Here is a 13,094-nt window from a genome sequence, read left to right on the forward strand (position 1 = left end):
TCTGTAAAGCATTGTTAAATCAAACCTGACAATGTTCGATTCAACGAATGCGAATTGCGTCATTTCGTCGGAATTCTCCGCTTTCCAGAATCGATATTCCGGACACGCAAAGCGAGCGAAAGCGTTTGATGATTAAAGACAATTCGCGACACGGAGCGGCGGCGCCCCGCTCTTCCTTGTCTGCATTGGGTTTGTCGCAGCCCTGCCGCGAAAGGACAAGATCCTGTCACGCGCCGCCATCGTTGTCCGTCCGCAACGAAACGCGATCCGGATTTTCAACTGAGAGAAAATAACGCCATATTGACTCGATCGTGAATTAATCGCGCAAACGATTGCGCGATTCGATTTAACGTTTTACACCGGCATGACGACTTTATTATTCATCGCATGCAGGAATTAATCGTCACGTCAATTCGGCGTGAATATTGGCGATTTCCGACATATCCGTCGCGTCGAAATAAGCCTCGAATGGCCGATCAAATGGAAGAAAAATAGAGATGCAGATGGCGGCTTGCACGCTGCACCGGTTGCAGCATGCAAGCGGATGCGCGCCTGCCGCGCGGCCGGCGGACGAAAAAAAACGCCGCTGTCGCACGAAGCGACAACGGCGCGCGATCGGCGACGCGACGGCGCGTCAGCGCGTCACGCGTCGTCGACGGCCGTGCCGGGCGTCCAGCCGCCGCCGAGCGCGCGATACAGCGCGATCGCGTTCGCGAGCCGCAGCTGCCTGAGCCGGATCAGCTCCTGTCCCGATTCGTACGTGCTGCGCTGCGCGTCGAGCAGTTCGAGATACGTCGCGACGCCGCCCGCGTAACGACGTTCCGCGAGCTTCAGCCGCGCGTCGTCGGCCGCGTGCACGTCGCGCTGCGCGGCCAGCTGGCGCTCGATCCAGTCGCGTGCCGTGAAGGCGTCCGCGACCTCGCGGAACGCGACCTGCACGGTCTTCTCGTACTCGGCGACCGCAATGTGCCGCCGCGCGTTCGCGACGTCGAGATTCGCGCGATTGCGCCCGCCGGCAAAAATCGGCAGCGTGATGCGCGGCGCGAAGGTCCAGACGCTCGTGCCGGCTGCGAACAGGCTCGAAAACGCGTCGCTGACCGAGCCGTAATCGGTCGTCAGCGCGATGCGCGGGAAAAACGCGGCGCGCGCGGCGCCGATCTGCGCGTGCGCGGCCTTGAGCCGCGACTCGGCCTGCCGGATGTCGGGACGCCGCTCGAGCAGATCGCTCGGCGCACCGGGTGCGACCGGCGCGATCGTCAGCGCGTCGAGCGCCGTATCGTCATCGCGCACGTCGCGCGCGAAATTGCCGGCAAGCAGTTGCAGCGCGCGCACGGCCTGCGCGTGCTCGCGCTGCAGCGCCGCGTGCGATGCGCGCGCGGCCGCGACCAGCATCTCGGCCGAACGCAGTTCGATCGCATCGCTCGTGCCGGCCGCATAGCGGCGTTGCGTGAGCGCGGCGATCCGTTCGCGCGCGTCGAGCGTGCGCTCGGCGAGCGCGCGCTGTTCGTTCAGCGCGCGTTCCGCGACGTAGGCATTCGCGACTTCGGCGATCACGCCGATGCGGACCGTGCGCTGCGCGTCGGCCGTCGCGAAGTACTCGGCCAGCGCCGCATCCGACAGATTGCGCACGCGCCCGAACAGATCGAGTTCGTATGCGCTGATGCCGACACCCGCGCGATACAGCCCGCTCACCGCGCTCTCGCGCAGGACCGGATCGTATTGCCGCGTGCGTTCGTAACCGGTGCTCGCGTCGATCGACGGCATCCGTTCCGCACGCTGCACGCCATACATCGCGCGCGCCTCGTCGAGCCGGCCGGCCGCGATCCGCAGATCGCGATTGTTCGCGAGCGCCGCGTCGATCCACGCGTGCAGCGCCGGCGCGGTGAAATAGCTGCGCCAGTCGTCGAGCAGCGCCGCATCGGCGCCCGGCACGGAAGCCGACGGCGCGTCGTACGTGGCGTCGACGCCGCTCGTATACGCGGACGGCACCGGCGCAGCCGGACGCTCGTAGCGCGGCGCGAGCGAACAGCCGGCCAGCACGACCGCGGCAGCCAGCGCGAACGGCGCGCGCCGCGCGGTGCGGCGCCAATCGGAGCGATGCCTCATCGCGAACCCTCCACGTTGACCGCCGGCGCGCTGCCGCGTCGGCGCGTGCCGAAGCCGAACAGCCGGCCGACGACCACGAAGAACAGCGGCACGAGAAACACCGCGAGCACGGTTGCGGCGATCACGCCGCCGAGCACGCCGGTGCCGATCGCCGTCTGCGCGCCCGATGCGGCGCCCGACGCGAACGCGAGCGGCAGCACGCCGACGCCGAATGCAAGCGACGTCATCACGATCGGCCGCAGCCGCAGCCGTGCGGCCTCGAGCGCCGCCTCCGCGAGCGACATACGCTGCGCGAGCAGATCCTTCGCGACTTCGACGATCAGGATCGCGTTCTTCGCGGACAGCCCGATCGTCGCGATCAGCCCGACCTTGAAATAGATGTCGTTCGGCATCGCGCGCAGCGTGACGCCGAGCACCGCACCGATCACGCCGAGCGGCACGACGAGCATCACCGCGAGCGGGATCGACCAGCTCTCGTAGAGCGCGGCGAGCGCGAGGAACACGACGAGCACCGACAACGCGAACAGCAGCGGCGCCTGTGCGCCCGACAGCCGCTCCTCGAACGATTGCCCCGACCACGCATGGCCGATGCCGGCGGGCAGCGTCGCGGCGATCCGCTCGATCGCGGCCATCGCTTCGCCGCTGCTGTGGCCGGGCGCGGCCGAGCCGTTGATCGTAAACGACGGATAGCCGTTGTAGCGCGTGAGCTGCGGCGGCCCGAGCGTCCAGTGCAGCGTCGCGAACGCGGCGAGCGGCACCATCTCGCCGCGCGCGTTGCGCACGCGCAGCTTCTTCACGTCGTCCGGATCGAGCCGGTGCTGCCCGTCGGCCTGCACGATCACGCGGCGCACCTGCGTGCCGTGCATGAAGTCGCCGATATAGTCGGAGCCGAACATCACCGCGAGCGTCGTGTTGATCTCGTCCATCGACACGCCGAGCGCCGACGCCTTCGCGCGATCGATGTCGAGCTTCAGCTGCGGCGCGTCCTGCGTGCCCGCGAACATCAGATCGGTCAGCGCCGCGTCCTTGGCGCCGGCCGCGAGCAGCTGCTCGCGCGCGGCGCTGAACGCGGCGTAGTCGAGCCCGCCGCGGTTCTGCATCCGGAAGTCGAAGCCGCCCGTCGAACCGAGATCGGGCAGCGCCGGCGAATTCATCGCGAATACGGTCGTGTTCGGCGTGCCTGCGAAACGCTCGTTGACGCGCGCGACGATCGCCTGCACGTGATCGCGCGCGGCCTGGCGCGCGTTCCAGTTCTTCAGCGTGACGAAGATCATCCCGCCGTTCGGCCCTTCGCCGTAAAGGTTGAAGCCGCCGAGCGCGAACGTATACGCGGCCGGCTCCTCGCGGCGCAGATACGATTCGACTTCGCGCACGCTCTGCATGGTCTCCGCCAGCGGCGTGCCCTGCGGACGAATCACCATCACCATGAAGTTGCCCTGATCCTCGTCGGGCAGGAACGCGCTCGGCAGGCGCGTGAGCATCAGCGCGGCCACGGCCGTCAGCGCGCCGTACACGACGAGCCATCGCAGCGGCTTGTTCAGCATCGCGCCGACGCGCGTCGCGTAGCGCTGCGTCGAGCGCGCGACGAAGCGGTTGAACCAGCCGAAGAAGCCGCGCTTGTCGTGATGGCCGTCGTCGACGGGCTTGAGCAGCGTCGCGCAGAGTGCGGGCGTCAGCGACAGCGCGAGGAACGCGGAAAACGCGATCGACACCGCGAGCGACAGCGCGAACTGCCGATAGATGTTGCCGACCGCGCCGCCGAAGAACGCCATCGGCACGAACACCGACGTCAAGACGACCGTGATCCCGACGATCGCGCCGCTGATCTGCTTCATCGCCTTGACCGTCGCGTCGTACGGCGCAAGCCGCTCCTCGACCATCAGGCGCTCGACGTTCTCGACGACGACGATCGCATCGTCGACGAGGATGCCGATCGCGAGCACCATCCCGAACATCGTCAGCACGTTGATCGAGAACCCGGCCGCATACATCGCGCCGAACGTGCCCGCGAGCGCGACCGGCACGACGAGCGTCGGTATCAGCGTCGCGCGCAGGTTCTGCATGAACAGGAACATCACGAGGAACACCAGCACGCCCGCCTCGATCAGCGTCGTGACGACCTTGTTCATCGACACGCGCACGAACGACGAGGTCTCGTATGGAATCTGGTACTTCACGCCCGGCGGGAAATAGGCGGACAGCTCGTCCATCGCCGCGCGGATCCGCTTCTCGGTGGCGACCGCATTCGAGCCCGGCGCGAGCTTGATACCCATGCCGACCGCGACCTTGCCGTTCACGTACGACGGATAGTTGTAGTCGCTGCCGCCGAACTCGATGCGCGCGACGTCGCGCAAATACAGCGCGGCGCCGTCGGCCTGCGAGCGCAGTGCGATCGCGCCGAAATCGGCCGGCGTTTTCAGCGGCGCGTCGGCGAACACGGTCGCCGCGATCGGCGCGCTGTCGGGCACGGCGCTGCGGCCGATGTCGCCGACCGTCACGCGCGCGTTGTGCGCGCGCACCGCCGCCGCGATGTCGGACGCGGTCAGCCCGTGACCGGCGAGCTTCACCGGGTCCGGCCAGATCCGCATCGCGTACTCGGCGCCCCAGAACTGCACGCGGCCGACGCCGTCGACGCGGCGCAGCGCCTGCACGACGTTCGCCGACGCGTATTCGCCGAGCTGCACACCGGTCATGCGGCCGTCGTCCGAGGTCAGCGACACGACGAGCTGGATGTTGTCGGCCGCCTTCTCGACCTGGATGCCGTCGCGCCGCACGGGCTCCGGCAGCCGCGCCTCGACGGTCTTCAGCCGGTTCTGCACCTCGACGGCTGCGAGATCGGCGTTGACGCCCTGCCGGAACGTCAGATACAGCGACGCCATGCCCGCGCTGCTCGTCGCCGACGTATACAGCAGGCCCGGCGCGCCGTTCATCTCGCGCTCGATCAGCGCGGTCACCGATTCCTCGACGACCTGCGCGGACGCACCCGGATACGTCGCATAGATGCTGACGACGGGCGGCGCGATGTCCGGATATTGCGCGACGGGCAGCGCGCGAATCGCGAAGGCGCCGCCCAGCATGATGAAGAGTGCGATCACCCACGCGAATACGGGGCGATCGATGAAGAAACGTGCCATGGTCAGCGCTACCGGTCAGGTTTGACGGCCGAGCGTGCCGGAGGCCGCCGCAGCCGGCGCCGCATGCGCGGGCCGTGCGTCGACGGGCTTCACGACAGTGCCGGGGGCGAACTGCGCGGCGTTGTCGACGATCACGCGCTCGCCGCCGTTCAGTCCGCGCGTGATGCGCCAGTCGCGGCCGCTCATCCGGTCCGCGACGACTTCGACGTCCTTCACGCTGCCCGCCGCATCGACGACGCGCACCGACGTGCGTTCGGCCGTACGCAGCAGCGCGTCGCGCGGCACGAGCAGCGCGCGGTGGTCGACCGCCGCATCGAGCGCGATCCGCACGTACGCGCCCGGCAACAGTTCGCGCTCGGGATTCGGGAACAGCGCGCGCATCGCGACGGTATCGGTGGTCGGATCGACCGCGAGATCGCTGAACAGCAGCTTGCCCTTCAGCGGATACGGCGTGCCGTCGGCGCGCAGCAGCGTCACCGCGACGTCCTGCTGCGCAATGCCGGTCGCGCGCCCGCTTTTCACGGCGCGCCGCAGCGCCTCGACGTCGGCGGCCGGCTGCGAGAAATTCACGTAGATCGGATCGAGCTGCTCGACGGTGGTGAGCGGCGTCGCTTCGCCCTGCCCGACGAGCGCGCCTTCGGTCACGAGCGCGCGCCGCGCCCGGCCGGAAATCGGCGCGGTCACGTTCGCGTAGTCGAGCTGCAGCTGCGCACGCGCGAGTTCGGCCTTCGCCGACGCGACTTCCGCCTTGGCCTGCGTGTCCGCCGCGACGGCCTCCGTGTAGTCGCGCTCGCTGACGGCGTGATCGCGCACGAGATCGGCATAGCGCCGCCGCTTGTCGGCGGCCGCGGCCGCCGCGGCCTGTGCCTTGGCAAGCGCGCCCTGCGCCGCATCGCGTGCCGCCTTCAACGGCGCGGGATCGATGCGAAACAGCACGGCGCCCTGCTTCACTTCCTGGCCTTCGTCGTACGTGCGTGCCGTGACGATGCCGGCGACGCGCGCGCGCACTTCCGCGCGTCGATACGCATCGAGCCGGCCCGGCAGCTCGACGGTCATCGGCACCGCGACCGGACGCACCGTGACGACGGTCGCCTTCTGCACGGCCGCCGGCTCGGCATCCGGTTTGCCCTTTCCGCAGCCGGCTGCGGCCACGGCGACGGCCAGCGCGAGCGGCGTCAGCCGGCGCGACAGCGAGCGTTTGTCATTCATCTGGGACCTCGGATCGTGCGCCGCCGATACAATGCGGCGGCTCAGGGTCGCCGATTATAATCAGTCACGACTGATTAAATACAGCGATCCTCCATCCAATCGTCAGACTGTCTCAATAAAGCGACAGCGTAATGTAAGGAAACTCGATACATGGCTCGCAAGACCCGGGAAGAATCGCTCGCCATCAAGCACCGGATCCTCGACGCCGCCGAGCTCGTGCTGCTCGACAAGGGCGTCGCGCAAACCGCGATGGCGGACCTTGCCGAGGCCGCCGGCATGTCGCGCGGCGCCGTGTACGGCCACTACCGCAACAAGATGGAGGTGTGCCTCGCGATGTGCGACCGCGCGTTCGCGCGCACGTCCGAGGGCTTCGAGGCCGGCGACGGGCTGCCGGCGTTCGCGACGCTGCGGCACGCCGCGTCGCACTATCTGCGCCAGTGCGGCGAGCCCGGTTCGATGCAGCGCGTGCTCGTGATCCTCTACACGAAGTGCGAGCAGAGCGACGAGAACGCGGCGCTGCTGCGCCGCCGGATGCTGCTCGAACTGCAGACGCTGCGGATCACGAAGGCGCTGCTGCGCCGCGCGATCGAGGCGGGCGAACTGGCGGCCGACCTCGATGTGCATCTGGCGGCCGTCTATCTCGTCTCGCTGCTGGAAGGCGTGTTCGCGTCGATGATCTGGACGAACCGGCTGCGCGGTAGCTTGTGGAACGACGCGGAGGCGATGCTCGATGCGGGTTTCGACGCGGTGCGGACATCGGCCGCGCTGCGCCGTCCCGCACACAAATTGCCGAAGCCAGCGAAACGATCGCAATAAATGCCGATTTAACCCGATTTACCGCAGTGCGAAACGAGTGAGTCGACCCTCTTTAAAATTTTTAACATCTTCCGGAACATCGGTAGACTCGCGCTGTCAGCTTTCTTTAGCGTCTTCGTGATAACCGGGTTCGACCCGGCATGCACGCCGCCGTTCGAAGCGGGTTTGCCCGCGCGTTGGGTCGAACGGAAACGACACAGGCCCCTGGCGGGGCCTGTTTTGTTGCACGCCCGCCGCCCGCCCCGTCGCCGTTCGACGGATGAGCCGCCGGCGGTCCCGCCCACACCCCCGTGAACCGCTTTTCTGGATGTGGACCCTTGCTCAAGTTTGCCGCAACTCGTGATGCTTCCGCGCCCGGCCGCGCGCAGCGCTTCGTGCGCGCGCTGGTGCCGGCCGCGGTGCTCGGCGCGCTCGCCGCGCTCGGGCTGGCCGCCGCCCTGCCGGCCGTCTCGCAACGGCCCGGCCCCGTCGACGCCGACACGGTCGTGCTGCCGCAGCGCGTGCTGTCCGACACGCCGTTCCCCACCGCACAACATTTCGTGACGAGCGAACTCGCCCGCACGATCGGCGAGCGCAGCGCGCAGCCCGGCTTGTTCGCGCCGCTCAGCGCGCACCGCAACGACATGCTGGGCTACGCGAACCTGTTTACGCTCGCGCCGCCCGAGCCGCTGCACGGCATGCGCGCGGGCACGATCGAGCTGTCGCTCGCCGATACGCTGAACCGCATCGATGTACCGCCCGAAGTCCGGATCCAGCTCGGCGATCTCGTCAGCGGCAAGGTCGCGATGCACGCGAGCGCGAAGCGCGGCGACTATTACCGCGTCGCGTTCGATACGCGCGGCGAAGCGCCGCGGCTCACCGCGCTCGAGCTGCGCGTCGCGGGCCGCACGTTCGGCGCGATCTGGTTCCGCGCGCCGGGCGCCGAGCACGGCGCGTACTACACGCTCGACGGCGCGCCGCTCGAAGCGGCCGCGTTCACGATGCCGGTGAAGTGGACGCGCATCAGCTCGTTCTTCGGCGAGCGCATTCATCCGCTATCGCAGGCGATGGCGTTCCATACGGGCGTCGACCTCGCCGCGCCGTCCGGCACGCCGGTCGCGGCCGCCGCCGACGGCGTCGTGTCGTTCGTCGGCACCGATCCGGGCGGCTACGGTCATTACGTGATCGTCGATCATGCCGACGGCTATTCGACGTACTACGCGCACCTGTCCGCGTTCGCGCGCGGGCTCAAGGTCGGCGAAGTCGTCAAGCAGGGTCAGCGCATCGGCTCGGTCGGCATGACCGGCGCGGCGACGGGTCCGCACCTGCATTTCGAGGTGCGCGTCGCGAACGAGCCGGTCGATCCGCTCGTCACGCTCGCGAGCGCGCAGACGGCGCTATCCGACATGCAACTGACCGCGTTCCGGCAGGAAGCCGCCGAATGGCGTTTCCGTCTCGCATCGATCAGCACCGCGCCGTTCGCGTTCGTGCAGAACGACGGCCCGCTGTGGGGCGACTTCGCGATCGACAAATCGACGCTGCGCGCCGTGTTCGACACGCACTACGCGGCGTCCTGATCGGCGGCGATACGCGGCGCGCGCGGCGTGCACGCCGCGGCGTCGCATGCGCGGCCCCGTTCGCGCGGGGCGCGCGACAGCAACCAGCGCGCGGCGCCGTCGAGCGACGAGCAGATGATGAGGTAGATCGCGGCGACGAACAGGAAGATCGGCGCCGGATACACCATCAGCCGGTTGTTCACCTGCGTCGCGACGAACGACAGTTCCGGCACGCCGACGATATACGCGAGCGACGTGTCCTTCACGAGCGCGACCCACTGGTTCACGAACGACGGCGTCATGATGCGCACAGCCTGCGGCAACAGCACGTGGCGCACGGTCTGCCAGCGCGTGAGCCCGAGCGACAGCCCCGCTTGCCACTGGCCGGCGCCCGCCGCGACGATCCCCGCATGCACGGCGTGCGCGAGATACGCGCCGCCGACGAGCGCGAGTGCACACACGACGCTCGCGAGCCCCGGCACGTCGGTATGCAGCAGGATCGGCATCAGGAAATACGTCCAGAAGATCAGCATCAGCACGGGAATCGCGCGGAAGAAGCCGATGAACGCGAGCAGTAGTACGCGTGCCGGCCCGCGCGCGAGCGCCATCGCGACGCCGAGCCCCACGCCCAGCGCCGCCGACGCGACGGCCGACGCGATCGCGAGCACCAGCGACAACGCGGCCCCGCCGAGCGGGCCGTCCGGGAACGCGCCGACCAGCAGGTACGGGAGATTGGAGAACAGCAGCGGGAAATCCATCGTCAACGCCCTGCCCCGAGCCGGTCGCGCCATTGCGTAGCCGTGTACGCGCCGGCCTCGATCGCCGCCACCGCCGCGACATACAGCACGGTCGCCACGCCGAACGCGGCGAAGGTCTTGAACGTCTCCGTCTCGACCTGCCGCGACGCATACGACAGCTCGGCGACGCCGATCGCCATCGCGAGCGACGAGTTCTTCACGAGATTCATGTATTGGCCGAACAGCGGCGGCAGCGCGATACGCACGGCCTGCGGCAGCACCACGTAGCGCAGCGACTGCAGCGGCGTAAGCCCGAGCGCCGCGGCCGCGTCGTGCTGTGCGCGGCGCACGCCGCGCAGCCCGGCTTCGCATTCCTCGGCGACGAACGCGGCCGTATAGGCGCTCAGCCCGACCCAGCCCGCGACGAATTCGAATGACGGCCATGCGAGCGTGAGCGGCCCCATGCCGAGTTCGTGGCGTGCGTTCAGCCACGCCGTCCAGGTGTCGGGCAGTAGCGACGCGACGCCGAAATACCAGAACAGCAACTGCACGAGCAGCGGCGTGTTGCGAAACGCGACGACATAACCGGCGGCCAGCGCGCGGAGCCCGCTCGCGCGAGCATGCCGCGCGACGGCGAGCAGCAGCCCGCCGACGGTTGCGGCGAGCGCCGACGCGGCGGCGAGACCGAGCGTCAGCAGGAAACCGTGCCAGAGCCAGAACAGATATTTGGGCGCCAAGCCGAGCATGATGCGACGGTGCGGGCGCGCAGCGCGCGCCACGAAGAAAGAAGCAGAAAACGCCGCGATCCGTGCGCGCCGGCCCAGCCGGCGGCCGATCGCGGTGCGCGAGGTGTGCGGCTCAGGTCTTGTCGCCGATGCGGAAGATGCGCGCGAGCGGCGTTTTCGTCGTCGGCCCGAACCACGCGTCGTAAATCTGCGCCGCACGGCCGTTCGCCTCGAGCCCCTTCAGCGTGTCGTTCACGAAGCCGAGCAACCGCGTTTCGCCCTTCGGCACGCCAACGCCCATGTAGTCGTTCGAGATCGTAAACGGCGGGATCTCGTAGTTCTGCTTGTCCGGCACGTTCGCGAGCAGCCCGATCAGCTTCGGGCCGTCCTGCGTGATCGCCTGCACGTTGCCGGCGCGCAGCGCGGCGAACGCGAACGGCGTGTCGTCGTACGCGACGATCGTCGCCTTCGGGAATTTCTCGCGCAGTGTGATTTCGTTCGTCGTGCCCTTGTCGGCGCCGATGCGCAGTCCGTTCAGCTGGTCCGCCGACTTCAGCACGCCCTTCTTCGCGAGAAACTGCTGGCCCGACGAGAAGTACGGGATGCTGAAATCGACCTGCTTCGCGCGCTCTTCGGTGATCGTGAAGTTCGCGAGCACGAGGTCGACCTTGCCGGAGGTCAGGAACGGAATGCGGTTCGCGGGGTTCGTCGGCTGAAGCTGCAGCTTGACGCCGAGCTTGTCGGCGAGCGCCTTCGCGTAGTCGACGTCGAGGCCGACGATGCGGTTCGTCTTCGCGTCGACATAGCCGAACGGCGGGTTGCTGTCGAACGTCGCGACGCGCAGCACGCCGGCTTTTTTGATGTCGTCGAGGCGATCGGCCTGCGCGGCGGTTCCTGCGGCGACGAGTGCGACCGCGACGAGCGCCTTGGCGAGCGTGTGGATTTTCATGAGCACGACCTGTGTTGTTGTGAGGCCGCCGCGGATTGCGCGGCGGCCGGTTCGACGGATTTCGCGGCCTTGTCGTGCCGCGAAGCCGCTAACGTAGCAGCGCGTGCGGCGAATTCGAACCAACAAATGGTGCTTTGCTCTTCGGGTTTCGTGATGAGTGCGGCGTACGTCGCGCCGCGGACAAAAAAACGCCCGCTGCACGCAGCGGGCGTGAATCCCAGTCAAGGAGGTGTCACACGAACTACGGAATCAGGGTAAGGAAATCGCGCGACGGCGGCAACGAATCGATTCGGATATCGTTATCGCGCGCGCCGCGAAGCGCTTGCGTACGCGCTTGCGAACGCGGCGAGCGCGCAAAAAAACGCCCCGCCGCAATGGCGGGGCGCTGCCGGTATCGCGGCCGGTCGCGACGGGCGCGCAGGCCCGCCGCGCGGTGCCGATCACGGCTCGTGACGCAGATACCCTTCCTTGCTCGGATCGCGCATCCGCCACGACACGATCAGCGAGATCGCGCACAGCGCGGTCACGTACCAGTAGAACGTCTCCTCGCTGCCGATCGACTTGAACCACAGCGCGACGTATTCCGCCGAGCCGCCGAAGATCGCGTTCGCGACCGCATACGACAGGCCGACGCCCATCGCGCGCACTTCGGGCGGAAACATCTCGGCCTTGATCAGGCCGCTGATCGACGTGTAGAAGCTGACGATCGCGAGCGCGACCGTGATCAGCACGAACGCGGCGACCGGGCTCGTCACGCCCTTCAGCGCATGCATCAGCGGCACCGTGCCGATCACGGCGAGCGAGCCGAACAGGATCATCGACATGCGTCGGCCGATCTTGTCCGACAGGGCGCCGAACAGCGGCTGCATCAGCATGTAGACGAGCAGCGCGACGGTCATCACGTTGCTGGCCGTCTTCGCATGCATGCCGGCCGTGTTCACGAGGTACTTCTGCATGTAGGTCGTGAACGTGTAGAAGATCAGCGAGCCGCCGGCCGTGAAGCCGACCACCGTGAAGAACGCGCCCTTGTGCTCCCAGACGCCGCGGATCGTGCCCGCGTCCTTCTTGTCGCGCGACTCGCTCGTCGACGTTTCGTCGAGCGACTTGCGCAGATAGAGCGAGATCAGCGCGGCCGCCGCACCGACGACGAACGGAATGCGCCAGCCCCAGGCCTTCAGTTCGTCGTGCGACAGCGTCTGCTGCAGGATCACGAGCACGAGCAGCGCGCACAGCTGGCCGCCGATCAGCGTCACGTACTGGAACGACGCGAAGAAACCGCGCCGCCCCTTCAGCGCGACCTCGCTCATGTACGTCGCGCTCGTCCCGTATTCGCCGCCGACCGACAGCCCCTGGAACAGGCGCGCGACGAGCAGCAGCGCCGGCGCGAGCGCGCCGATCTGCGCGTAGGTCGGCAGCACGGCGATCACAAGCGAGCCGCCGCACATCATCAGCACGGAGATCATCATCGCGGTGCGGCGGCCGTGGCGGTCGGCGATGCGGCCGAACAGCCAGCCGCCGATCGGACGCATCAGGAAGCCGGCCGCGAACACGCCGGCCGTGTTCAGCAGCTGCGTCGTCGTGTTGCCGCTCGGGAAGAACGCGGGCGCAAAGTACAGCGCGCAGAACGAATAGATGTAGAAGTCGAACCACTCGACGAGGTTGCCCGACGAGGCGCCGACGATCGCGAACACGCGCCGCCGGGTATCGTGCGCGGACAGCGCGGCTTGGTCGGTCTGGACGTCCATGGGTTGGTCTGTTCCTTATAGTGCTTGCAGAGAGGGGCGGCCGGGGTGCCGCCGCGTGCGGTCGCCGTGGCACCGGTTCCGGGTGCACGGGCTACGCGATTTTAGCGAAATGTAAAGTAACAGGCTTTCCGGGTTCGT

9 protein-coding genes are annotated in these 13,094 nt (G+C 68.0%); 2 read left to right on the forward strand and 7 right to left on the reverse strand.

Annotated elements, in window-relative coordinates; genetic code table 11:
• Positions 1–642: 642 nt before the first annotated feature.
• Genes BCR55_RS15935 through BCR55_RS15945 form a run of 3 tightly spaced genes read right to left on the reverse strand, consistent with a single transcriptional unit; the run spans position 643 to position 6,449 of the window.
• Entirely contained in the window at positions 643–2,106 is a 1,464-nt protein-coding gene (locus tag BCR55_RS15935; protein ID WP_065494814.1) for an efflux transporter outer membrane subunit, read from the reverse strand.
• Positions 2,103–5,240, reverse strand: coding sequence for a multidrug efflux RND transporter permease subunit (locus BCR55_RS15940; RefSeq protein WP_065494816.1), 3,138 nt, complete (start codon positions 5,238–5,240; stop codon positions 2,103–2,105). Before BCR55_RS15940 ends, BCR55_RS15935 begins: the two co-directional genes overlap by 4 nt.
• A 15-nt stretch (positions 5,241–5,255) precedes the next feature.
• Positions 5,256–6,449 carry a MexX/AxyX family multidrug efflux RND transporter periplasmic adaptor subunit gene (locus BCR55_RS15945; RefSeq protein WP_006400120.1) on the reverse strand — a complete coding sequence of 398 codons (1,194 nt, stop codon included), beginning with the start codon at positions 6,447–6,449 and terminating at the stop codon, positions 5,256–5,258.
• A gap of 150 nt (positions 6,450–6,599) precedes the next feature.
• Here BCR55_RS15945 and BCR55_RS15950 point away from each other — a divergent pair, with 150 nt between their 5' ends.
• Positions 6,600–7,265, forward strand: coding sequence for a TetR family transcriptional regulator (locus BCR55_RS15950; protein WP_006400121.1), 666 nt, complete (start codon positions 6,600–6,602; stop codon positions 7,263–7,265).
• 317 nt (positions 7,266–7,582) lie between these two features.
• On the forward strand, positions 7,583–8,821 hold the full coding sequence (locus BCR55_RS15955) for a M23 family metallopeptidase (protein ID WP_006400122.1): 1,239 nt from the start codon (positions 7,583–7,585) through the stop codon (positions 8,819–8,821).
• Here BCR55_RS15955 and BCR55_RS15960 read toward each other — a convergent pair.
• The 4 genes from BCR55_RS15960 to BCR55_RS15975 form a co-directional block, all read right to left on the reverse strand.
• A complete protein-coding gene (locus tag BCR55_RS15960) occupies positions 8,806–9,558 on the reverse strand; it encodes an amino acid ABC transporter permease (RefSeq protein ID WP_065494817.1) in 753 nt (250 codons plus the stop codon). The genes BCR55_RS15955 and BCR55_RS15960 overlap by 16 nt on opposite strands.
• Before the next feature lie 2 nt (positions 9,559–9,560).
• Positions 9,561–10,283, reverse strand: a complete 723-nt coding sequence (locus BCR55_RS15965) for an amino acid ABC transporter permease (protein WP_065494818.1) — start codon at positions 10,281–10,283, stop codon at positions 9,561–9,563.
• 112 nt (positions 10,284–10,395) lie between these two features.
• On the reverse strand, positions 10,396–11,211 hold the full coding sequence (locus BCR55_RS15970) for an ABC transporter substrate-binding protein (RefSeq protein WP_065494819.1): 816 nt from the start codon (positions 11,209–11,211) through the stop codon (positions 10,396–10,398).
• A gap of 440 nt (positions 11,212–11,651) precedes the next feature.
• Positions 11,652–12,956, reverse strand: coding sequence for an MFS family transporter (locus tag BCR55_RS15975; RefSeq protein ID WP_006400128.1), 1,305 nt, complete (start codon positions 12,954–12,956; stop codon positions 11,652–11,654).
• Positions 12,957–13,094 lie beyond the last annotated feature (138 nt).

It is taken from the genome of Burkholderia sp. CCA53 (genome assembly GCF_001685525.1).
Lineage (GTDB): Bacteria > Pseudomonadota > Gammaproteobacteria > Burkholderiales > Burkholderiaceae > Burkholderia > Burkholderia multivorans.